At 44.9% G+C, this 21,455-nt stretch carries 19 protein-coding genes, 4 pseudogenes and 1 CRISPR repeat array (1 of these 24 running past the window's edge); of the genes and pseudogenes, 15 read left to right on the forward strand and 8 right to left on the reverse strand.

All coding sequences use genetic code 11. From position 1 onward, the window contains the following. A CRISPR array of direct repeats spans positions 1 to 641; the repeat unit is 30 nt; unit sequence ATTTGTATCGTACCTATGAGGAATTGAAAC; it begins 607 nt to the left of the window's first position. A 225-nt stretch (positions 642 to 866) separates the two neighbouring features. The 3 genes from NST18_RS03930 (at position 867) to ytvI (ending at position 4,179) form a co-directional block, all read left to right on the forward strand. Further along, positions 867 to 1,949: a DUF1611 domain-containing protein gene (locus NST18_RS03930; protein WP_035018798.1), complete on the forward strand. Its 1,083-nt coding sequence runs from the start codon at positions 867 to 869 to the stop codon at positions 1,947 to 1,949. Further along, positions 1,946 to 3,046 carry an alanine/ornithine racemase family PLP-dependent enzyme gene (locus NST18_RS03935; protein ID WP_004891533.1) on the forward strand — a complete coding sequence of 367 codons (1,101 nt, stop codon included), beginning with the start codon at positions 1,946 to 1,948 and terminating at the stop codon, positions 3,044 to 3,046. Before NST18_RS03930 ends, NST18_RS03935 begins: the two co-directional genes overlap by 4 nt. A gap of 110 nt (positions 3,047 to 3,156) precedes the next feature. Further along, the gene (gene ytvI, locus NST18_RS03940; RefSeq protein WP_004891532.1) at positions 3,157 to 4,179 is read left to right on the forward strand and encodes a sporulation integral membrane protein YtvI; all 1,023 of its coding nucleotides are present in this window, start codon (positions 3,157 to 3,159) and stop codon (positions 4,177 to 4,179) included. Between the two features lie 15 nt (positions 4,180 to 4,194). Here the strand turns inward: ytvI and NST18_RS03945 are convergent. Both NST18_RS03945 and NST18_RS03950 read right to left on the reverse strand, forming a co-directional pair. Beyond that, positions 4,195 to 4,413, reverse strand: a pseudogene (locus NST18_RS03945) (EamA family transporter); the annotation flags it as partial. Between the two features lie 43 nt (positions 4,414 to 4,456). Then, the gene (locus NST18_RS03950) at positions 4,457 to 5,092 is read right to left on the reverse strand and encodes an FMN-dependent NADH-azoreductase (RefSeq protein ID WP_004891529.1); all 636 of its coding nucleotides are present in this window, start codon (positions 5,090 to 5,092) and stop codon (positions 4,457 to 4,459) included. A gap of 294 nt (positions 5,093 to 5,386) precedes the next feature. On the opposite strand from NST18_RS03950, the pseudogene NST18_RS03955 reads away from it, so the two are divergent. Further along, a pseudogene (locus NST18_RS03955) lies at positions 5,387 to 6,057 on the forward strand (N-acetylmuramoyl-L-alanine amidase). Positions 6,058 to 6,124: 67 nt separating this feature from the next. Here NST18_RS03955 and NST18_RS03960 read toward each other — a convergent pair. After that, a complete protein-coding gene (locus tag NST18_RS03960) occupies positions 6,125 to 7,291 on the reverse strand; it encodes a tetracycline resistance MFS efflux pump (RefSeq protein ID WP_004891525.1) in 1,167 nt (388 codons plus the stop codon). Between the two features lie 137 nt (positions 7,292 to 7,428). Here NST18_RS03960 and NST18_RS03965 point away from each other — a divergent pair, with 137 nt between their 5' ends. The 5 genes from NST18_RS03965 to NST18_RS03985 all read left to right on the forward strand — a co-directional run bounded on the left by NST18_RS03965 (position 7,429) and on the right by NST18_RS03985 (position 12,729). Beyond that, on the forward strand, positions 7,429 to 8,685 hold the full coding sequence (locus NST18_RS03965) for a sensor histidine kinase (protein WP_064221124.1): 1,257 nt from the start codon (positions 7,429 to 7,431) through the stop codon (positions 8,683 to 8,685). A gap of 97 nt (positions 8,686 to 8,782) precedes the next feature. Beyond that, positions 8,783 to 10,198: an amino acid permease gene (locus NST18_RS03970; protein WP_064221125.1), complete on the forward strand. Its 1,416-nt coding sequence runs from the start codon at positions 8,783 to 8,785 to the stop codon at positions 10,196 to 10,198. A 252-nt stretch (positions 10,199 to 10,450) separates the two neighbouring features. After that, positions 10,451 to 11,236 (forward strand): TerC family protein, encoded by a 786-nt coding sequence (locus tag NST18_RS03975; protein WP_004891520.1) that lies wholly within the window; start codon positions 10,451 to 10,453, stop codon positions 11,234 to 11,236. Positions 11,237 to 11,292: 56 nt separating this feature from the next. Continuing rightward, positions 11,293 to 11,796, forward strand: a complete 504-nt coding sequence (locus tag NST18_RS03980) for a ferritin (protein ID WP_035019246.1) — start codon at positions 11,293 to 11,295, stop codon at positions 11,794 to 11,796. 63 nt (positions 11,797 to 11,859) lie between these two features. Then, positions 11,860 to 12,729, forward strand: coding sequence for a DnaD domain-containing protein (locus tag NST18_RS03985; protein WP_004891513.1), 870 nt, complete (start codon positions 11,860 to 11,862; stop codon positions 12,727 to 12,729). 12 nt (positions 12,730 to 12,741) lie between these two features. Here the strand turns inward: NST18_RS03985 and NST18_RS03990 are convergent, their stop codons facing one another. The 3 genes and pseudogenes from NST18_RS03990 to NST18_RS04000 all read right to left on the reverse strand — a co-directional run. Beyond that, on the reverse strand, positions 12,742 to 14,088 hold the full coding sequence (locus tag NST18_RS03990) for a (Fe-S)-binding protein (RefSeq protein WP_340721243.1): 1,347 nt from the start codon (positions 14,086 to 14,088) through the stop codon (positions 12,742 to 12,744). After that, positions 14,085 to 15,497, reverse strand: a complete 1,413-nt coding sequence (glcD, locus tag NST18_RS03995; RefSeq protein WP_004891507.1) for a glycolate oxidase subunit GlcD — start codon at positions 15,495 to 15,497, stop codon at positions 14,085 to 14,087. Before glcD ends, NST18_RS03990 begins: the two co-directional genes overlap by 4 nt. Positions 15,498 to 15,632: 135 nt before the next feature. After that, positions 15,633 to 16,697, reverse strand: a pseudogene (locus NST18_RS04000) (CdaR family transcriptional regulator); the annotation flags it as partial. Positions 16,698 to 17,034: 337 nt separating this feature from the next. Here NST18_RS04000 and NST18_RS15160 point away from each other — a divergent pair. Beyond that, positions 17,035 to 17,157: pseudogene (locus NST18_RS15160) on the forward strand (carbohydrate ABC transporter permease); the annotation flags it as partial. A 9-nt stretch (positions 17,158 to 17,166) separates the two neighbouring features. Here NST18_RS15160 and NST18_RS04005 read toward each other — a convergent pair. After that, on the reverse strand, positions 17,167 to 17,502 hold the full coding sequence (locus NST18_RS04005; protein WP_004891503.1) for a DUF3905 domain-containing protein: 336 nt from the start codon (positions 17,500 to 17,502) through the stop codon (positions 17,167 to 17,169). Positions 17,503 to 17,585: 83 nt separating this feature from the next. Between NST18_RS04005 and NST18_RS04010 the strand changes: the two genes are divergently transcribed. Genes NST18_RS04010 through NST18_RS04020 form a run of 3 tightly spaced genes read left to right on the forward strand, consistent with a single transcriptional unit; the run spans position 17,586 to position 18,015 of the window. After that, positions 17,586 to 17,726 (forward strand): hypothetical protein, encoded by a 141-nt coding sequence (locus NST18_RS04010; RefSeq protein ID WP_004891500.1) that lies wholly within the window; start codon positions 17,586 to 17,588, stop codon positions 17,724 to 17,726. After that, entirely contained in the window at positions 17,726 to 17,884 is a 159-nt protein-coding gene (locus NST18_RS04015) for a hypothetical protein (protein WP_340721656.1), read from the forward strand. The genes NST18_RS04010 and NST18_RS04015 overlap by 1 nt, the downstream gene beginning before the upstream one ends. Continuing rightward, positions 17,881 to 18,015, forward strand: coding sequence for a hypothetical protein (locus NST18_RS04020; protein WP_340721245.1), 135 nt, complete (start codon positions 17,881 to 17,883; stop codon positions 18,013 to 18,015). Before NST18_RS04015 ends, NST18_RS04020 begins: the two co-directional genes overlap by 4 nt. Positions 18,016 to 18,027: 12 nt before the next feature. On the opposite strand, the gene NST18_RS04025 is transcribed toward NST18_RS04020, so the two are convergent. Continuing rightward, complete coding sequence (locus tag NST18_RS04025) at positions 18,028 to 19,755, reverse strand: B12-binding domain-containing radical SAM protein (protein ID WP_004891493.1); 1,728 nt, start codon at positions 19,753 to 19,755, stop codon at positions 18,028 to 18,030. A gap of 154 nt (positions 19,756 to 19,909) precedes the next feature. On the opposite strand from NST18_RS04025, the gene NST18_RS04030 reads away from it, so the two are divergent. Together NST18_RS04030 and NST18_RS04035 are read left to right on the forward strand one after the other, a co-directional pair. Further along, complete coding sequence (locus NST18_RS04030) at positions 19,910 to 20,629, forward strand: FadR/GntR family transcriptional regulator (RefSeq protein ID WP_340721246.1); 720 nt, start codon at positions 19,910 to 19,912, stop codon at positions 20,627 to 20,629. A gap of 104 nt (positions 20,630 to 20,733) precedes the next feature. Beyond that, positions 20,734 to 21,450 carry a (Fe-S)-binding protein gene (locus tag NST18_RS04035; protein ID WP_004891488.1) on the forward strand — a complete coding sequence of 239 codons (717 nt, stop codon included), beginning with the start codon at positions 20,734 to 20,736 and terminating at the stop codon, positions 21,448 to 21,450. The last annotated feature ends 5 nt before the right edge of the window (positions 21,451 to 21,455 follow it).

Here is a 21,455-nt window from a genome sequence, read left to right on the forward strand (position 1 = left end):
TTTGTATCGTACCTATGAGGAATTGAAACTACGCATGATAGATGAAATTTTGTCTTTTTATCAGAATTTGTATCGTACCTATGAGGAATTGAAACTATGGGTGAGCATTAATAATGTTCAAGCGTTTAAGCAGGATTTGTATCGTACCTATGAGGAATTGAAACCCTCGTTTTTATTTTATACGAAAAAATATTCGTCAGAATTTGTATCGTACCTATGAGGAATTGAAACTGTCGCGGTTCCTGCTGTGTACCTTCCGCATCCGCGGATTTGTATCGTACCTATGAGGAATTGAAACCGACATTACGCAAAACATGGGCGTCCATTTAATGAATACATTTGTATCGTACCTATGAGGAATTGAAACCGGAGATCATGACGGATATGGAACGTGAATTCCGTATTCATTTGTATCGTACCTATGAGGAATTGAAACTTCTGGTCTCCATTCTTTCTTCTCATAACTTCTATGAATATTTGTATCGTACCTATGAGGAATTGAAACTCAGACTCCAGCCGATCAACCGATCCAACAGGTTGAACAATTTGTATCGTACCTATGAGGAATTGAAACATGTACCCCATGTACATAAGTCATAGGCGATGAATTAATTTGTATCGTACCTATGAGGAATTGAAACACCTTTGTAAAAATTCTTCAATTACTTGAGCTTTTTCGTTTGGTTTGTATCGTACCTACAAGAACCAGTATGTTAGGGTCTGGATTTTTTTGTATATACCATTTTACTTTTTCTTTAACATTTGTTATAATATAAGGTAGAGAACATCTTTCTTTCCGATTATGGTAAAGTGAGATGTTTTTTTCGTGGAAATATTGATTTCACAAAGAAATGGAGGGATTTCTGATGAAGAAATACGCCATTGTGTATTGTGAACATCAATTTGGTTCCATGGATGGAAAAACAGCGAATGGGCTTGTGCGCGATTCAGGGCTGTATGAGATCGTTGCAGTCATTGATTCGACAAAAGCTGGTCAAGATGCCGGAGAGGTGCTTGATCAAAAGAAAAATGGCATTCCGATTTGTAAAAACCTTCAAGATGCAATAGCCTCCGCAAAAGAAAAACCGAACTACTTCATCTTAGGAATTGCTCCAGCGAACGCTTTTCTCAAAAAAGAAGAACGCCAAGTAATCATCGAAGCAATGGAAGCAGGCATGCACATCATTAATCCACTTCAAGAGTTTTTAACAGAAGATGAAGAAATGATGACGATGGCGAAGCGATACGGGGTAACGATTCGCGACGTTCGCAAACCGCGTCCGAAAAAAGAATGGACGTTGTTTACGGGACGTATTTTGCAAGTGAAAACGCCAATTGTGGCGGTGCTCGGGACAGACGGAGCGTGCGGGAAGCGGACGACAGCGATGATCGTTGATAAAGCATTACAAAAGCGCGGCTATAAAACGGCATTTGTTGCCACAGGGCAAACGGGCTTAATTCAAGGCGCTTCATACGGCTTTGCGATGGATGCGTTTCCGCTTCAATATATGATCGGCGAACTTGAACGAGAAGTTGTGCGCGCATATGAAACAGAACGTCCAGATATTATTATCGTTGAAGGCCAAGGGGCGCTTAGCCACCCAGCTTACGTCAGCTCGGCTGGCATTTTAAAAGGGGCGCGGCCGCAAGCCGTTATTTTACAACACCCACCGAAGCGAAAAGTGCTTGGTGATTTCCCGTTTGTTGAAATGCCAACAGTTGAAAGTGAAATTGCGTTAATTGAACATTTCGGAAAAACAAAAGTTGTTGCGATTACGTTAAATCATGAAGGTATGACAGATGACGAACTAAAACAAACCATTTACGAATACGAACGAAAATTCCGTATGCCTGTGACTGATGTATTAAAATACGGAGCCGACAAAGTCGTTGATCGTCTCATTGACTATTTCCCATCTCTACAAAAACTTGAGGTGGCGGTGTCATGACGGCGAAAGTCGAAATTGACTTGCGGAAAATTCGTCATAATGCTAAAACGCTGAAAAAATGGTGCGAAGAAAAAGGAATTCAAATGACCGCTGTCATCAAAGGGGTAAACGGAGATATGGAAATTGCCCGCGCTCTTGTCGATAGCGGTATCACAAGTTTAGCGGATACGAAAGTCGAGCGCATCGCAAAATTAAAATCAGCGCAAATTCCAGCAACGTATATGCTTATTCGCACGCCTGCGCTAAGCGAAGTGAGCGAAGTTGTTCGACATGTCGATGTGAGCGCTCAATCGGAAATCGACGTCGTGCGTGCCATCTCTGCAGAAGCGGTGAAGCAAAACAAAACGCATGCGATCATTGTGATGGTCGAGATGGGCGATTTGCGCGAAGGCGTCATGCCGAAAGATGTGCCGGCGTTTATTGAACAAATCTTGCAGTTGCCAAACATTCAAGTGGTCGGCATCGGGGCGAATTTCGCCTGCTTTGGCGGCATTATTCCAACAGAGCAAAAAATGCGTGAGCTTTCGTCACTTGCGAAACATATTCAAAAAGAGTATTCGTTATTTTTACCGTACGTATCCGGTGGCAATTCCGCGAACTATTATTGGTTAAAACAAACGAAAGACGTCGGTTGCATTAACCATTTACGATTAGGTGAAGCCATTTTTTTAGGACGCGAGACGATTCGTGGCGCAGCCATCCCCGGCCTATATCAAGATGCGTTTTGTTTCGTCGCAGAAGTGATTGAAGTAAAAACGAAACCGTCTGTCCCATATGGTGTACAAAGCCGCAATGCATTTGGCGAAGCGCCGACGTTTCCAGAGCGCGGCATGATGAAACGCGCCATTGTCGGCATCGGCCGCCAAGACGTGTACGTCAACGGATTAACTCCTCTACAACCCGTTCAAATCATTGGCTCAAGCAGCGACCATATGATTGTTGACGCTACATACACCGACATTCAAGTCGGCGACCATCTTCGCTTTGCGGTTGACTACGGTGCGATGATTTCGCTCATGACGTCCCCGCACGTTCAAAAAACGTATGTACAAACAGATGAAAAAAACGGTCGTTTTCCGACAAAAACGTCGGCGTAAACAAGCCAGCGCATTAGGCGCTGGTTTTTTTTGATAGGTGACAGGAAGCGCGAGAGTGTTATATTATGATAAAGTAGGAATTGAAAAAGAAATGGGTTGAATGAAGCATGATGAAAAAGTGGCTTGTTCTTGCACTATTGGCAGCAATCGCGTTTTTTTTGCTTCCGTACAGTTTACCGCTCGTGTTTGCGTTCTTTACCGCCCTTCTCCTTGAGCCGGGAGTACAAAAGCTGCAAAAAAGCGGATTGAAACGAATCCACGCAGTAACGATTACGTTTATGCTCTTTTTGCTTGCGATGGGAGGACTTGCTTATTTTGTTGTTGCGATTCTCGTTGAACAGACGATGATGTTTTCGCAAAAAATGCCGCTCTTTTTATCGGAAATTACCGCAGTTGTCAATGAGCTCATTCAAAAATGGCAGTCGTATTCTAGCGACATTCCGCGTGAAATCATTACATCGCTCGAAAATAGCGTCGAAACGGTGAAAAATATGCTTTTGTCGTTTGCGACAAATTTGACGCAAGCGATGATTGGCTATTTGACGAAAATTCCAGAATTTTTAATTCATTTTCTCGTCTATTTAGTTGCGCTTTTTCTTATTAGTCTCGATTGGCCGCGGCTCAAAAAAGCGCTCGAAAAACATTTGTCCGAGCGCACAAAGCAACGGTTGACAATCATTATAACGCAGCTAAGCCGTGCAGGTGTCGGCTTTATTAAAGCGCAGTTTTTATTGAGCGTCATTACGTTTTTGCTTGCGTTAGGCGGCTTGCTTATGTTAAGGGTCGATTATCCGATTCTTTTTTCCTTGTTAATTGTTGTTGTCGATATTTTGCCGATTTTAGGGACAGGTTCGGTGTTAGTGCCATGGGGAATTTTTCATATTGCCAACGGACATAGCGCGACAGGCATTGGGTTAATTGTCCTATTTGTCGCCATTACGGTCATCCGCCGAACAATCGAACCGAAAATTTTCTCGTCGAACTTAGGCATTAGCCCGCTCGCCGCATTAGTAAGCGTCTACTTAGGATTCCGCCTCCTTGGCTTTCTTGGACTGTTCGTCGGCCCTGCCATCGTCATTGTCATTGAAGCGATGGTAAAAGCAGGGATTATTAAATTCACATTTAAACTGTGACAAGCTGACGACATGTCAGCTTTTTTGTTCGACAGATGGCGCGTATCGTCTCACATGTTTTCGCGGCATTTCGGCGTATAAAATGCCAAAAAGCACAAGTGCAGCACCGATGTACCCTTTGACTGACAATACTTCTCCTAAAAACAAATAGCCAAACAGCGCCGCAAATACAGGTTCGAGGGAGAAAATTAGTCCAGCATGGGTAGCGGTCGTTTGTATCGTACCTATGAGGAAATAAAAAAGTCAGCGCTGAACACGCTGACTTTTTTGTTTGTTATTAAAACTGTTTCGCTGCTTCTTTTGCTCGTTCGATTGCTTGTTGTTTAATGGCTTCTGCTTCGTTTGGAAAAGCGTTCATGCCTTCGACCGCAATCGTTTGAACGTCTGTTATGCCGATAAAAGCGAGAACAGCTCTTAAATAGCGGTCACCAAACTCCATTTCTTTCGCCGGACCTTCAGAATATATACCTCCTCGCGCTTGAATGTGGAGCGCTTTTTTCCCTTTTAGTAGTCCAACAGACCCTTCTTCTGTATATTTAAACGTTTTTCCGGCGATACAAAGCGTATCGATATATGCCTTCAATTTTGGAGGGAAGCTAAAGTTCCACATCGGTGTGACGAATACATATTTGTCAGCTTCAATAAATTGGTCGCATAATTCGTTGATGCGCGCTACTTTTTGTTGTTCATCTTTGCTTAATTGGTCAAATGCTTGTCCTTGTTGTAGTTTGCCCCAGCCGCTAAATACATCAGCATCAATGTAAGGGACGTCGATATCGTACAAGTGTAGTTCAACGATTTCATCTTCTGGATGATGTTGTTTGTAAGTTTCTAAAAACGCACGACCGACTGATAAACTAAATGATTGTTGTTCTTGTTTTGGATTTGCAGTAATATAAAGTACTTTTGCCATAACAGATCCTCCTTGATGTAAGTTTATACTTACTTATATTCCGCTTTAATATGAAAAGCTATAACTATAATATAGTTTGTTACTCACTTTTGTAAAGTAAAAAGATTGCTGATTAGATGATAAACAGCGAAGGAATAGGCAAAATACGTATGTAGGTATAAAAATAAAAGGACGGATGATTCATGTGCGGGCGAAAGAAAAAATAGATAAATACGAAAAGGCCGTATCCTTTGTCCGAGATCATGTATATGTCATTAGCAGAGAGAAAATTTGTTAGAAAGGTGTGAGGATATGATGGTAAAAATTGTTTTAGATGCAGGGCACGGAGGACGTGATCCGGGGGCGGTCGGAAACGGACTTCGTGAAAAAGATGTAACGTTAACGATTGTGACGAAAATAGGGGAGATGTTGAAAGAGTATGAACGTGTCGATGTACACTATACGCGGACAGACGACCAGTTTATTGAACTCTCGGAACGGGCAGCGATGGCGAATCGGATCGGTGCGGACTTCTTTTTATCCGTTCATGTGAACGCAGGTGGTGGAACAGGATTTGAATCATATATATTCAATGGAAATGTGAGCAAAGAAACTGTTTCATATCAAAACATCATTCATGATGAAGTGATGAAAGCGATTGGAGATGTGCGCGATCGCGGAAAAAAACGTGCGAGCTATGCGGTGCTTCGTCAAACGAATATGCCAGCTTTATTGACGGAAAACTTATTTATCGACAACGCAGGAGATGCCGCAAAGCTGAAATCAGACGAATTTCTGTCGCAAATTGCCCGCGGTCATGTAGAAGGAATGGCGAAAGCGTTCGGATTGCAAAAGAAACCGCCTGCTCCACCGAAAGACGATGGAAAGTTATACCGCGTGCAAGTCGGAGCATTTCGCGATAAAAAAATGCAGAACGTCTCGTCGAAGAGTTAAGAAAAAAAGGATACGATGCGATCATTGTTTAACCTCTGCGATTGGCAGGGGATTTTTTATTTGTTGTTAAAAAATACAAGTCATAATCTAAGGCTCCGATTACGCGGAGCCTTTTTGCATCATTGCTCGTTGAAACGACTGAAATAGGGCGAACGAAACGAACGTCAGCAATATGCCTGTCACATACGGCAAACTCGGTTTTAATGTAAACAGCCAACCTGCGATTGCCGGACCGCCGATGCGCCCGAGCGAATCGAACGATGATAATACGCCTGTCGCGCTTCCTTGTCCGCCCGTTGTATATTTCGTAAGCAAGGACGATACACATGGGCGAATGACACCGTTACCGATGCCGAAAATCGTTAAGTAAAGCGCCGCTGTCCAAAAATGATTGATGAACAAAATAAGAAAAAAGCCGAGCGCTGAAAGAAATAAACCAGCGCGAATGACCGTTCTTTCACCGAACGATGCGATCAGTTTTCCGAGCAGTCCCCCTTGAACGATCGCACCAGCAAGTCCCATAATCATAAAAATGTAGCCGAGCTCTTTTGACGTAAGACCTGCGCGTTTTGCGGCAAAATAAGCGAACGTCGCTTCAAGACCAGCGAGGGAAAATGTGACGATCAGCTGCAACATATATAAGCGCGCCAAAGGTCCTTGAAGGGCGGAGGAAAGCGATGGCCGTTTCGCTTGTCCGATCGAACGCTTTTCTTTCGGAAGTGACTCTTGTAAGAAAAAGAAAACGAACACGGCAGTCAAGAGCGATAAACAGCCGGCGATCCAAAATGGGACCGTTAAGCTTGTAGCGGAAAAGATGCCGCCGATCGCTGGTCCGAAAATAAATCCGAGTCCGACAGCCGCACCGATCATGCCCATTCCTTTTCCGCGGTTTTCTTCTGTCGTTACATCAGCCACATACGCCATCGCTGTCGGCATCGTCGCGGCAGATAAGAAGCCGCCAATGATGCGGGCCGCAAACAACATCCAAAGTTTTGTTGCTAAGGCGAATAAGAAAAACGACAGCGCCAAGCCGGAAATACCGATAAGTATCATCGGCTTTCGCCCGTATCGGTCAGATAAGTTTCCCCACATCGGTGCGAACAAAAATTGCATAAAAGAATACACAGCCATGAGCCAACCGAGCTCTGTTGGGGTTGCACCGATGTTTTCAGCGAAAAACGGAAGGACGGGAATAATAATTCCGAATCCCATCATGACGAAAAACATGACAATAAATAAAAGCGGCAAATAACGCCGTTCGTTCATATGACCATCTCCACTATGTAGTTTGCATCTTTATCATAATGGAAACGAGGCAATTTTTCAAAGATGTCGATGCGTTGACAACAGAAAAAATTTTAGCGAAACTGAACGTGTATGAATGACGCCGGGAGAGATGAGAGATGACATATATAAATGAGCACGTGTTAAACAATTTATTTTACATGCTAGTGAGCATTTTTTTCTTTTATTTTTTATACGATCACGTTCGGTTTTTCCAGAGAAAAAAGGCGCATCAACGATTGTTGCTTATCGCATGTTCAAGCGTTCCGATCATTTTATGTATGAAATATCCGATTTACATCGCCCCTGATTGCGTGCACGATTTGCGGCAAGTTCCGTTTTTACTTGGCACGTTTTACGGCGGATGGACGGTCAGTTTTCCCCTCTTGCTTATTTTGCTGCTCGCGCGCTGGGTGATGTACGGCTATCAATTCATTACCGTCGCTGTTTATGTCATGATGTTCGTTTTCGGTAGTTTGTTTTCTCCTATTTTCCAACGGCTGTCGAGAAAACAACGATTATTCGCTTCGGGGGTGGTGACGTTTATATTAGCGATTGTTGCTACGATTTTGGCGATCGTCATTTCTGATTTTCAAGTGACAGAGTCGTACATCATTCACTTTATTCTCGTTCCTCCTTTTGCCGTATCGTTCGTTGTGCTTATCGTTGAAACGTTGCGTGAAGCGTTGCTCGTTCGCTCGGAAGCGATTAAGCTTGAAAAAATGGAAGTCGTCAGCCAGCTTGCCGCAAGCATTTCTCATGAAATACGCAATCCGTTAACCGTCGTCAAAGGATTTTTGCAGCTCATGAAATCAAAAGACATATTAGCGGAAACGAGAGAACAATATATCAATATCGCCCTTGAAGAATTAAACCGCGCCTGCGCCATTATTGACGATTATTTAACGTTTGCGAAGCCGTTTCCAGAAAAAATGGAGCCGCTTGACGTGCATCATGAGTTAACGAAAGTCATTGACATGTTGCGTCCGTTAGCGAACATGTCGGGGGTAGACATCGTGTCAACGCTCATGCCTGCGAAAGTAAGTGGCAACGCCCAATATTTTCGGCAATGTTTTTTAAATATAATAAAAAATGGAATAGAAGCGATACAGCATGGCGGTGCGGTATATGTCCATATGCACGTCGATGAACGAACGGTGACGATCGTTGTGCGCGATGAAGGAGCCGGCATGACGAAAGAGGAAATCGCGCGCTTCGGAGAACCGTATTTCAGCATGAAACAAAAAGGGACAGGTCTTGGGGCGATGGTGGCAGTTCGCATCATTGAAATGATGAACGGCACGTGGACGATAAAAAGCAAAGTCGGATCCGGAACGACGATGACGGTGACGCTTCCTTTGTTATTAGAAAAATAAAAATATTTCGAAATAATAAAAATGTATTGCCTTTAACGATTTTGGGCGTTAAAGTATAAAACAAGATGTTTATTTTTCAAAAGGGGAGTTTACAACGATGAGTTTGTTCAGGAAAAAGTCGATTGACGCGCTCATGAGCGAGTCAGGAAAAAGCGGCGCTGCACTAAAAAAAGAATTAGGCGCCTTTGATTTGACGATGCTTGGCATCGGAGCGATTATCGGGACGGGCATTTTCGTCTTGACGGGCGTAGCGGCGGCAGAGCATGCGGGACCAGCGCTTGTTCTTTCGTTTATTTTATCTGGATTAGCGTGCGTATTTGCGGCGCTCTGTTATGCGGAATTTGCATCGAGCGTGCCCGTATCGGGAAGCGCGTATACGTACAGCTATGCGACGTTTGGTGAGATCATCGCATGGATGCTTGGCTGGGATTTAATTTTAGAATACGGTGTGGCTGCATCGGCGGTAGCGGCCGGATGGTCGGGCTATTTCCAAGGGTTGCTTGCCGGTTTTGGCATTGAGCTTCCGCATGCCCTCACAAGCGCATACGATCCATCCAAAGGAACGTTTATTGATGTGCCAGCCATCGTTATTGTTTTACTTATTACGTTTTTATTGACGCAAGGTGTGAGAAAATCAGCGCGCTTTAATGCGGTGATGGTCGTCATTAAAGTGGCAGTCATTTTATTGTTTATTGCGGTTGGCGTATGGTATGTGAAGCCAGAAAACTGGACGCCGTTTATGCCGTTTGGCTTTTCTGGTGTTGCGGCAGGAGCGGCGACGGTGTTTTTCGCATATTTAGGGTTTGATGCGGTATCGACAGCGGCAGAGGAAGTGCGCAATCCGCAGCGCAACATGCCGATCGGTATTATCGCTTCGCTTGCTGTTTGTACGTTGTTGTATATTGCGGTGTCGCTCATTTTAACAGGAATTGTACCGTACGATCAATTAGGTGTGAAAAATCCAGTTGCTTTCGCGTTAAATTACATTAACCAAGATTGGGTTGCTGGATTTATTTCGCTCGGTGCGATTACAGGCATTACGACGGTGCTTCTTGTCATGCTTTATGCACAAACGCGCCTCTTTTATGCGATTAGCCGCGACGGCTTGCTTCCGTCATTGTTTGCGAAAGTGAGCGAACGGAAACAAGTGCCCCTTGTCAATTCATGGGTAACAGGTATTGCTGTTTCCATTTTTGCCGGTGTTATTCCGTTAAATAAATTAGCGCATTTAACAAATATCGGAACGTTGTTTGCATTTACGACTGTTGCGATCGGCATTTTAGTGTTGCGAAAAACAGAGCCGAACTTAAAACGAAGCTTTATGGTGCCGTTTGTACCGGTCATTCCGCTTCTTGCGGTCGCGTTTTGTACGTATTTAGCCCTTCAGCTTCCTGCCATGACGTGGCTTAGCTTTGGCGGTTGGCTCGCGATTGGTCTCGTCATTTACTTTTTGTATGGTCGCAAGCACAGCAAGCTAAACGAGGTGCATGCGGAACAAAAACAAGTAAGTTGACGGGTTGACAAAATGCGTTCATGTCTTTATAATAAAATTACAGTTAAATTATAGTTTTCCTTTTACAAAGGGGAGTAGCGTTCAGGCGTTGCCTGAAAACAAAGTCGTCAATTCGTGGACCTTGTCCATCGGCTTTGTTGGCACAACATGTGTCTAGCGAGACCTTTGCCGTTCGGCGAAGGTCTTTTTTGCGTTTTCATGATTTTTTGCCGACGGGCGAGGGAAAACTACATATTACAGGAGGGATCATTGATGGATGTATCATTGTTGTTAGAGTATGGTTGGGTGCTTCTCGTTTTAATCGGATTGGAGGGCATTTTAGCGGCCGATAACGCTGTCGTCATGGCGGTGATGGTCAAACATTTGCCAGAAAAACAACAAAAACGGGCGCTCTTCTACGGGCTTGCCGGGGCGTTTATTCTTCGCTTCGCTGCGCTTTTCGTCATTTCGTATTTAGTGAATATTTGGCAAATTCAAGCGCTCGGCGCGTTGTATTTAATGTTTATTGCCGTACATCATTTTATAAACAAAAATCGAGACGGTTCGCATAAAGAAGGGAAAAAGCAATCTGGTTTTTGGATGACTGTACTGAAAGTGGAGATCGCTGACTTAGCGTTTGCGATCGATTCGATTTTAGCAGCGGTCGCTTTAGCGATGACGTTGCCAGATACGAACTTACCGCCTATTGGAGGCCTGGACGGCGGAAAGTTTTTAGTCATCTTCGCTGGTGGATTGATTGGTGTCATTATTATGCGTTTTGCGGCAAATGCGTTCGTGAAATTGTTGCATAAACGCCCAAGCCTAGAATCGGCCGCATTTTTAATCGTCGGCTGGGTCGGTGTGAAGTTGGCAGTATATACGCTTGCGCATCCGAGCTTAGCTGTCGTTCCTGAACATTTCGCGCATTCGGCGTTATGGAAAGCGATTTTCTGGATCGTTCTTTTAGCGATTGCTGCTGGCGGCTGGTTTTTCTCCGGAAAAGAAACGAAACAACAGAAAGAAGCGATTCAAACGTTGAAAAAAGCGCAAAACGAATAAGGGGAGGCACGTTCCTCCTCTTTTTGTTATAATAAAGAAAGAGAGGAGTGTTGATGTTGTTAAGTGAAAAATTGTTAAACGGACTGAATGAACAAATGAATTTCGAATTTTATTCCGCACATGCGTATATGGCGATGGCGGCATATTGCTCAGCGGAAGGATTGGATGGTTTCGCAAATTTCTTTTTAGTGCAAGCGGAAGAAGAACGTTTTCATGCGATGAAGTTTTACAACTTTATTAATGCGCTTGGCGAACGGGCCATTATGACAGGTTTTCCTTCACCGAACAACGAATTTACATCCGTTCGTGACTGCTTCGAAAAAGCGCTCGCTCATGAAAAAGAAGTGACGCGCCGCATTTATAAACTATCTGACTTAGCGTTAGATGAGCGTGAACACGCGACGATGAACTTTTTGAAATGGTTTATCGACGAACAAGTAGAAGAAGAGTCGATGTTTGATACGCTTATTCAAAAACTGAAACGCATCGAAGGCGACAGCAATTCGCTATTTATGCTCGACAACGAACTCGCACAACGTACATTTACACCAGAACCGTAAAGGGAATGCGAAGGCATTCTCTTTTTTATCCCCCCTAACCAAATGTCGTGTATGAGGCGATAAATGGATATAGGGGGGATTGTGATGAAGAAGTGGTTAGTCGATGATGAGCCGTTGTTCGTATTGCCGACGGTGGCGGTAAAGCTTGGACTAAATGAAAGCATTTTTTTACAGCAGCTTCATTATTGGCTCGGAAAAAGCACGCATACGCATGATGGACATGTATGGGTGTACAACACGTACGAAGGGTGGAAAAAGCAATTTCCGTTTTGGTCAGAAAGTACGATTCGGCGCACGATCGTACGGCTTGAGAAAAAAGGGATCGTCGTCTCGCGCTATCGCTCACAGATGGATAAAACGAAATGGTATCGCATTGACTACGATGTGCTTGCCAAAGTGCTTGACACAAACGTTGTACATGACGAGCAAGTGACGGAAGATGACGAGAACATGTGTATCGAAAAAACGAACGGTCAACATGACGAGCGGACGATGCAACATGACGCATCGCACGCGTCAACTTGCCAAGACGCACGTCGCAATATGAACAGACAAACAGAAATAACAACAGATCATACGTTACAAAACTTGATTTATTTTTATGAACAAAACGGTTTCGGGACGATCAGTAGCTATGTCGGTGAACAGATGGCGCTATGGGTGAATGACACGTCAGCGGAATGGGTGCTCGAAGCGTTAATGATCGCGTTAAAAAACGGAGTGAAAACGTGGAAATATGCCGAGGGGATTTTGCGCAATTGGAAGAAGCATGGTCGCATAAAAAAAGAAAAACGAGCGGTGCGAACGGAATTGATTCCGGAATGGCTACATATCGACTATACGCAATATGAGCGAAAAACGTATAGCGAAGCGCAGTTAGAACAAAAGCGTGCTGAATTAGAAAAGCGTTTAAAAAAGAGGGTAAGGGCATGAATGTCCATACCCTTACCCTGTTTGTTTCACCGGCTCGTTTGCTTCTTTTGTCGCTTCTACCGCTTCTAAAAGCAGCTCGACAAGGTGAACGGCACGCACGTTCGTCAGTCCTTCTCGTTCAATGCCGAGCTTCATTTGTAGTAAACAGCCGGGATTGGCGGTCACAATCGTCGTCGCTTTCGTTTGTTTTACTTGTTCCATTTTGTAATCAAGCACTTGCATCGACATGTCTGGCTCGATGATGTTATAAATGTCTGCTGAACCGCAGCATCGATCGGCATCTTTCATTTCGCGAAACTCGACGCCGGAAATGGATTGAAGCAACAGGCGCGGCTCGTTTGCGGTTTTCATGACGTTGCGTAAATGGCATGAATCTTGATACGTCACGATTTGCTCAGGCAAGCGCCATCCTTCGAGATGAAAGCCGAGTTCGACTAAAATGACGGACACATCTTTTATTTTTGCGACAAACGCTTTCGCACGCTCTGCCCAAATCGGATCGTCTTTTAATAAATGGTCGTATTCGATTAAAAACGCCCCGCACCCGCCAGCGTTTGTGACGATATAGTCGACATCGAGCGCTTCAAACGCTTCAATGTTTTGTTTCGCGAGCGTTTTCGCGTCCGCTTTTTCGCCGCTATGCCCGTGAAGTGCACCGCAACACGTTTGGGCCGGTGGAATGACGATGTCGCAGCCGACAAGCTGCAATAGTTTCATCGTCGCATCGTTCGTGTCCATAAACATCGTATCCATTAAACAGCCGCTAAAAAAGGCGACCCGTTTTTTTCGTTTCGTTTCCGCTTCGATGTGCGTTGGTCGTTCGTTCATTTGTTTCCACGTCGGCACGTTCGGCAACACGTTTTCCATCATCGCTAAATGATTTGGCAACACGCGCAATAAGCCGAGTTTGCGAACGAGCGCCTGCAACCCTGAACGTTGATAAAAACCGATAAGTGCCGTCAACATGCGCATCCGCTTTGGATGCGGAAAAAGTTGTTTAAATACGACGTGGCGAACGAGACGAACGAACCACGGATATCGTTTATGTTGCGCAATAATGTCGCGCGCTTCTTCTAGTAAATGGCCGTAGCGCACGCCAGAAGGGCAAACCGGTTCGCACGCTCGGCAGCCAAGACAGAGTTGAAGGGAACGTTCGACATCTTCGTCCGGTTCAATCAGTCCATCGACGACTGCTTTCATTAATGCGATCCGGCCGCGCGGCGAGTGCGACTCTTGAAAGCCGGATTCAATATACGTCGGGCATGTCGGCAAACAAAAACCGCACCGCATACAGTTTAGTAGTTCGTCTTCATTCATGCGCGCTTGAAATTGTTGTTGGATGAGCTGTTCGTTTTTCATCGCGTTATCACCACCCGTTTGCGCGTGCTTTTTGCGAACACTTTCCCTGGATTCATAATGTTGTTCGGATCGAGCGCTCGTTTAATCGCCTGCATCGCAGCGATTCCTTCTTTGCCGAGCTTCCATTCTAAATACGGCGCTTTCATGACGCCGACGCCATGCTCGCCAGTAATCGTGCCGCCAAGCTCAATCGCTTTGGCGAATATGTCTTCAAACGCCTGCTCGACGCGATGCAGTTCGTCTTTGTCGCGCACATCGGTCGGACATGTCGGATGAAGGTTGCCGTCACCTGCGTGACCGAACGTGCAAATGTTGACGTTATATTTTTTAGCAATATCGTTAATCGCTTTCACCATATTTGCAATTTGCGAACGTGGAACGGTCGCATCTTCTAAAATCGTCGTCGGTTTTAAGCGAGCGAGCGCCGATAGCGCTGAGCGACGCGCTGTGCGTAAATTGTTTGCTTCTTCTTCCGTTTGTGCCACTTGAACAGAAATGGCGTGTTGTTCGCGGCAAATGCGCGCCATCGCTTCCATATCGCGCTCAACGACTTCTTTCGGGCCGTCTTGTTCGATGAGCAACACCGCTTTCACGTCCGTCGGCAAGCCGATGTTGACGAACGACTCGACGACTTGTAACGTCGGCTGGTCTAAAAATTCAAGCGTCGTCGGAATGATTTTGTTGGCGATAATGGCGGAAACGGAGCGTGCTGCCGCTTCTAAATCTTCATAAAGCGCGAGCATCGTTTGTTTCGTCTCCGGCATCGGAATGAGTTTTAACGTCGCTTCTGTAATAATGCCGAGAGTGCCTTCTGAGCCGACGAATAGGCGCGTTAAATCGTAGCCAGCGACGTCTTTTGCGAGCTTGCCGCCCGTGCGAATGATGTCGCCGTTGGCGAGTACAACTTCAAGCCCCATGACGTAATCGCGTGTGACACCGTATTTCAATCCGCGCAAGCCGCCGGAATTTTCGTTAATGTTTCCACCAATCGTTGAAATTTTCATCGAGCTTGGATCAGGTGGATAAAATAATCCTTTCGCTTCGACCGCTTGAATGAGGTCGAGTGTAATGACTCCCGGTTGAACGGTCACCGTCAAATTTTCTTCGTCAATTTCTAATATGCGATTCATATGTTTAAAAATGATGACGATGCCGCCTTCCGTTGGACATGTGCCTGCACAAAGATTTGTTCCTGAGCCGCGTGGAACGATCGGAATGCGCTCGTTGTTGCAAATTTTTACGATTTCACTCACTTCTTTTGTGTTGCGTGGTGCGATAACTGCGTCAGGAAGCGATTGAAAGTTTGGTGTTGCGTCATAGGAATAAACGAGCCGTCCGGCTTTCGAATCGTCGTAGTTTTCTGCGCCGACAATTTGAATGAACTGTCGTTTCACTTGTTCAGTAATCATATCATCCACCTTCTTCCCTTTGTTTGTACTGTAAGCATATAAAAAAGCGGGAAAACCCGCTATGTATAAACATATAAAAATAAAACGCTTACACATTATTTTTTTTGTTGTTTCATCTAAAAAACGAATAGCTAAGTATAAGGTGATGATATGTTCGAGATGGCGCACGTTCAGTTTCGTATAATCTTGTATTTTTTTTAGCCGGTAATGAAGTGTATTAATGTGAATGTGAAGCGCCTCTGCCGTTCGTTTGAGCGATAAGTCGTTAGCGAACAACGTCCGCAGCGTATGCAACAATTCTTCATCGTGTATGAGCGGTTCAATCGTTCGTTTAATCAACTCTTGTTTTGTCGCAGGCGAAATGTCTTCTAAACACATGTCCAATCGTAAATCTTCATCGAAAACGATGTCGCCTGTTTGTTTGGAGATATGAAGGGCACGTTCAGCTTGCTTATACGAATGGTACACCTGTTTACTATCTCCCATTTTTCCGCATCCGATATGAAGCGTCACATCGTATTTGTCTAATAATGAGCGTTGCATCGTTTTGAGTTTAGCGATCGTTCGTTCTTTGTCGTCGTCTGTTTGTAAAATAAGTAAGCGATCGTTTCCCCAGCGGACGATGACATCACGTGCATCGCTCCAAACGATTTGAACGTATTTCCACATGTCAACGGAAATCGTTTGTTTTGTTTCATTTAACGAAGCGATAATGACGCGCCGCGAGCAAGCGAGGTCGATATGAAACAGTTGGGCTCGCTCGTGCAAGGATGGCGACCATTCGCGCGCTTGCAGCCAATCGAAGACGAACGTTTCAAGCGCACGCGCTTCAAGTTGTAACTGTTCCGTATAGTAGTTTTCTTGAATGAGAAGCTCGGTCATTTTTTTTAATAGCTCACCGTATGGTGATACGTTCGCTGGATCTCCTGTAATGCCGATGACGCCAATGACGTCACCGTGAAAAAAAACAGGTAAGTTGATGCCAGCTTTTACTCCTTTGAGCTTTCCTTCGTCTTCTTTCGTAATGATTCGTTTTTGTTTTTCTTGGCAAACGAGAAACGCTCCTTCATGAAATTGCCCGACGCGCGTCGGGTTGGTGCTGGCGATAATGATGCCATGCGTGTCGACGATAATGAGATCTTCATGAATGAGGCGGCGGACGTCCGACACAATTTTTTTCGCAAGGTGAGGGGAAAGCATGCGTCCACTTCCTTTCTGAGTGAATACAAACGAAGAAACCGTCCTTTTGATGATGCGAAAGGACGGTTATCTATTTGTTACATTTGAAAGCGTGCGACCGCCTGACGAAGTTGCTCTGCTGTGCTTGCGAGTTCTTGCGACGAGGCGAGCAGCTCTTGCATCGTTGCGTTTTGTTCTTCTGTCGTTGCGGCGACTTGTTCAATATTATGGGCGGATTGAGATGATTATAGCACGACAGTTCGTGGGAAGGGGAGAACATTTTTGGACAAAATACCACGAATTTTGTTACAAATTTTTTGTTGCAATCGGTTTCAAGTTTGGTTGAAATTCAAATCAACAAGGACAATACATTAGCTATTGGAAGTACATTATGGCGGCGTCGATGGTGTTTACGATGCCTGTGTTAGTCATTTATGCATTTTTTAATCGCTACTTTCTCAAAGGTATTTCGTTTACGGGGGAAATAGCTTTAATCTGCCCCATATCCGACGTCTTTGTCTGGATGCATAAACGGAGCGTTTTCGCTTCGTTTTTCTTCTAATTGGGCACGGTTTTCAGGGGTGTTCCAGCCGATGTCGTTCGTCGGATGCACCCATTCATCACCCGCCATGACACTCGGATCTGTTTCATCGCTCCATTGATTGAGCGGGGAGTTTGGCGAATTGTATTTACTGTCGCCAATAACGCCCCCGTGTTGATTGACAAACGGCGGCTGCATGCGCATGCCCGTTCCTTTAAACGACGGAGCATGTATTTGATGCGGTTGTGTTTCGTCCAAAATTGGCGATTCGATATCTTTTTCCATCCATCATCACCTCGCTATTAATATGGCTTAACAACGTATAAAATATGTCGTTTTGCATGACATTACTTGTAGGGGGGATTTATATGCGTTTTCCTATTGCGCAGTTGCATGAGCGCGACATCGCCCAAGTGCAACAATTTGAGCGAAAGCTTCGTGAACAAACGGGCGAAGACATTATACTCATTGCATACAAAAAAGAACAAACAGACGGACGAGGTGAATGATGATGAAGCGAAAAGTGACACACGATGCCGCAAAAACGAACAACCAAACGCCGACAGAAAGCATGCCGAAAGATGAATTTGCTGCGCAATACGCTGGCGGAGAAGATATGAGCCGAGGGGCGAACCGAAATTCGAAAAAAGGACGGCAAGGAACATGAAAAATAAACGAGCGGGCAAAACAATTCCAATTCCAAGCGATATACTAAAGGAAGAATTCGGGAGCGAACAAGGCGACATCAATGCGCATAAAGTGATGGAGTTAATGGAAGAGGCAAAGAAGAAAAAGTAGGAGTGGAGGCTCCTACTTTTCCATTTCCAAAAAATACGTCTCTGCTTTCATTGTCGTTTGGTTAAAGTATACGATCATCGCCATGTTGCATATGCGCACTTGTTTCGTTTGTAAATAATGCGGCAAGTCGAACGGGATCATTTCGACGACGGTATGTTTAAATAGTTCTTTTTCGCTTAGTGAAAGAAGGTGCGGTTGTTCGGACAGTTTTTCATATACGCGCGCGCGTACATGTTTGTCCGTTTTTTCATCCCACCACGGTTTGCGTGGTTTTTGTTTTTGATTGCGCAAATAGTCGTATTTCATGAGCGCTTCGACGATCGGCAAGTCGTTCGTGTGTAACGTTTGTAAAAACGAATAGAGGCGGCGGAATAAATCTTCAAGTTGATGTCCGATGCGCGCCCATCCTTGTTCGTCCCAATACGTGCCGAATGATTGGAAAAAGTCAAACGGTGTGTCAAATAAATGGGTGACGATATATTCAATCGTTTCGTCCATCCGATGGTCGTTCCAATATTTTTCAAGCACATCTTCGACTTGTTTTAAGCGAATGACGTCGTCAAATGATAGCACGCGGTTGCGCAACATTTCATACGGTGCCCGATCCATAAAGATGTAGCCGTACTCGTCTGCTTGACGGCGCAGTCCTGTGCCGCGCAACATTTTTAAAAACCCGAGCTGCAATTCTTCAGGGCGAAGGGCAAACACGTCGTTAAACGTTTTTCGAAACGATGTGTAATCTTCTTCAGGAAGTCCGGCAATTAAATCGAGATGTTGCGCAATTTTTCCACCTTGTTTTACCATCGTAACTGTTCGGGTAAGTTTATCAAAATTTTGTTTCCGCATGACGAGTTTATTCACTTCATCGTTCGTCGATTGCACGCCAATTTCAAAACGGAATAGCCCTGGCGGCGCTTCACGGTTTAAAAACTCGATCACTTCTGGGCGCATAATATCCGCTGTAATTTCAAATTGGAACACGACGCCCGGCACGTGCTCGTCAATTAAAAATTGGAACATATCCATCGCATAGCTGCGGCTAATGTTAAATGTGCGATCGACAAATTTAATGACTTTCGCTCCGTGTTTCATTAAGTAGCGTAAATCTTCTTTTATTTTTTCACGATCAAAGTAGCGGACGCCAACTTCAATCGACGATAAACAAAATTGGCAACTAAACGGACAGCCGCGGCTCGTTTCGACGTATGTGACGCGTTTGGACAAATGCGGAATATCTTCTGGAAAGCGAAACGGCGACGGCATATTCGCTAAATTGATTTTATTTCGCTGCGGATTGATGACCGGTTTGCCGTCTTTGTGAAATGCAAGCCCAGCGATCTTTGCGACATCTTCACCGTGCTGAAGCGCTGTCAGGAGCTGCTTAAACGTTTCTTCTCCTTCGCCGATGACGATATAATCAAATTCCGGCACGCGCTCAAGCCAATAAGCGACGTCGTATGACACTTCCGGCCCACCGACGACGATCGTAACGGTCGGATGCACTTTTTTCAAAAGCTGAATAACTTCAATCGTCTGTTCGATGTTCCAAATGTAACAGCTAAACCCGACGACATCGGGTTTGCGGCGATATAAATCGGTGACGATGTTTAACACCGGGTCTTTAATTGTATATTCGACAAGCTCCACGTCAAACTCCGGTTGGGCGTATGCTTTCAAATACCGGATCGCTAAGTTTGTATGAATATATTTCGCATTCAACGTTGTACAGATGATATGCACTGCAAACGACTCCTTTGCATATATGTTGCGACGAATTATTATATCACATAGGAAGGGAAAGAAAAAAGGAAGGAAGATAAACAACAATTTTATTTTTTAGAAAAATACGATATGATATGCTATTTACATAGGGGAGTAAACAAAAGATGATGGGGTGGACAATGTGTACAAACAAATTAAGCCGAAAAAAATATATGAAGAAGTAGCCGAAGCCATTTTACATATGATTCAAACGGGACAGTTAAAGCCCGGAGATAAACTCGACTCCGTCCAGCAGCTTGCCGAAAACTTTCAAGTCGGCCGCGCGGCCATTCGCGAAGCGTTAACGGCGCTTAGGGCGATGGGGCTCATTGAAATGAAACAAGGGGAAGGCACATACGTGCGCGAATTTGACCCAGCGATGTTGTCGTTTCCGATTTCTGCTGCTTTGCTGATGAATAAAGAAGACGTGGCCCATTTATTAGAAGTGCGCAAACTGCTTGAAGTTGGCGCAGCTGGATTGGCGGCGCGAAAACGGACGGAAGAAGATTTGCGCGCCATGCAAAGCGCCCTTGCGCAAATGCGTGAGGTGATCGGCAATGAAGAGCTTGGCGAAAAAGCCGACTTTTTATTTCATATGGCGATTGCGACGGCGACGAAAAATCCGTTATTAGTTAGCTTAATGAACAACGTGTCGGGAATGATGATGGAAACGATGCGTGAAACGCGACGCATTTGGCTGTTTGCGAAACAAACGACGACGGAGCAGCTGCTTGAAGACCATATCGCCATCTTTGAAGCGATTCGCGAACAAAACATCGAACTTGCGCAAGAGCGAATGAAAGACCATTTAGGACACGTAGAAAAAGTGCTTTCTGACTACATTTCTTTATGATGGGAGGGCTCCCTCCACACATACTCATCAGATGACCGGTTGACTAATTTGGCAATTGCGTGTAAAGTGAAGGAAAAGAAAACGTTTTCGAAAGGGGATCGGGGATGAACGTTACATTATTCGTTACATGTTTAGTTGATTTATTTCACGTGAACGTCGGAAAGGCGACCGTTGAACTATTAGAACGGCTCGGCTGTACGATACATTTTCCAGAGGGGCAAACGTGCTGTGGTCAGCCTGCGTACAATAGCGGGTATGTAAAAGAAGCGAAGGAAGCGATGAAACATATGATTCGCACGTTTGAACACGCAGAATATATCGTGACCCCATCCGGTTCGTGTGCAACGATGTTTAAAGAATATCCGCACATTTTTCAAGGTGATGGGGAATGGGAAGAACGCGCGCAACGCCTCGCCGATAAAACGTACGAACTGACGCAATTTATTGTTGATGTGCTAAAAGTGGAAGATGTTGGCGCGCGGTTAGAAGGGAAGGCGACGTACCATACATCATGTCATATGACGCGCCTGCTCGGCGTGAAAGACGCGCCGTTTACGTTATTACAACACGTGAAAGGGCTGGAAGTTGTCCCTTTGCCAAACGCGCACAATTGCTGTGGATTTGGCGGTACGTTTTCAGTAAAAATGGGACCGATTTCGGAACAGATGGTCGATGAAAAAATTCAATGTATTGAACAAGTCGAAGCCGACTATTTAATCGGTGCAGACTGTGGCTGTTTAATGAATATCGGCGGGCGCATCGAACGAAAAGGCAAACCGATTCGCGTCATGCACATTGCCGAAGTGCTCAATAGTAGATAGGGGGG

The sequence above is a fragment of the Anoxybacillus sp. FSL W8-0104 genome (assembly GCF_038004465.1).
Classification (GTDB): domain Bacteria; phylum Bacillota; class Bacilli; order Bacillales; family Anoxybacillaceae; genus Anoxybacillus; species Anoxybacillus flavithermus_G.

Excerpts from the sequence above, each read along its gene's own strand:
- NST18_RS03930 (WP_035018798.1), top strand. The coding sequence starts at position 867 with ATGAAGAAATACGCCATTGTGTATTGTGAACATCAATTTGGTTCCATG.
- NST18_RS03935 (WP_004891533.1), top strand. The coding sequence starts at position 1,946 with ATGACGGCGAAAGTCGAAATTGACTTGCGGAAAATTCGTCATAATGCT.
- ytvI (WP_004891532.1), top strand. The coding sequence starts at position 3,157 with ATGAAAAAGTGGCTTGTTCTTGCACTATTGGCAGCAATCGCGTTTTTT.
- NST18_RS03950 (WP_004891529.1), bottom strand. The coding sequence starts at position 5,092 with ATGGCAAAAGTACTTTATATTACTGCAAATCCAAAACAAGAACAACAA.
- NST18_RS03960 (WP_004891525.1), bottom strand. The coding sequence starts at position 7,291 with ATGAACGAACGGCGTTATTTGCCGCTTTTATTTATTGTCATGTTTTTC.
- NST18_RS03965 (WP_064221124.1), top strand. The coding sequence starts at position 7,429 with ATGACATATATAAATGAGCACGTGTTAAACAATTTATTTTACATGCTA.
- NST18_RS03970 (WP_064221125.1), top strand. The coding sequence starts at position 8,783 with ATGAGTTTGTTCAGGAAAAAGTCGATTGACGCGCTCATGAGCGAGTCA.
- NST18_RS03975 (WP_004891520.1), top strand. The coding sequence starts at position 10,451 with ATGGATGTATCATTGTTGTTAGAGTATGGTTGGGTGCTTCTCGTTTTA.
- NST18_RS03985 (WP_004891513.1), top strand. The coding sequence starts at position 11,860 with ATGGATATAGGGGGGATTGTGATGAAGAAGTGGTTAGTCGATGATGAG.
- NST18_RS03990 (WP_340721243.1), bottom strand. The coding sequence starts at position 14,088 with ATGAAAAACGAACAGCTCATCCAACAACAATTTCAAGCGCGCATGAAT.
- glcD (WP_004891507.1), bottom strand. The coding sequence starts at position 15,497 with ATGATTACTGAACAAGTGAAACGACAGTTCATTCAAATTGTCGGCGCA.
- NST18_RS04005 (WP_004891503.1), bottom strand. The coding sequence starts at position 17,502 with ATGGAAAAAGATATCGAATCGCCAATTTTGGACGAAACACAACCGCAT.
- NST18_RS04010 (WP_004891500.1), top strand. The coding sequence starts at position 17,586 with ATGCGTTTTCCTATTGCGCAGTTGCATGAGCGCGACATCGCCCAAGTG.
- NST18_RS04015 (WP_340721656.1), top strand. The coding sequence starts at position 17,726 with ATGATGAAGCGAAAAGTGACACACGATGCCGCAAAAACGAACAACCAA.
- NST18_RS04020 (WP_340721245.1), top strand. The coding sequence starts at position 17,881 with ATGAAAAATAAACGAGCGGGCAAAACAATTCCAATTCCAAGCGATATA.
- NST18_RS04035 (WP_004891488.1), top strand. The coding sequence starts at position 20,734 with ATGAACGTTACATTATTCGTTACATGTTTAGTTGATTTATTTCACGTG.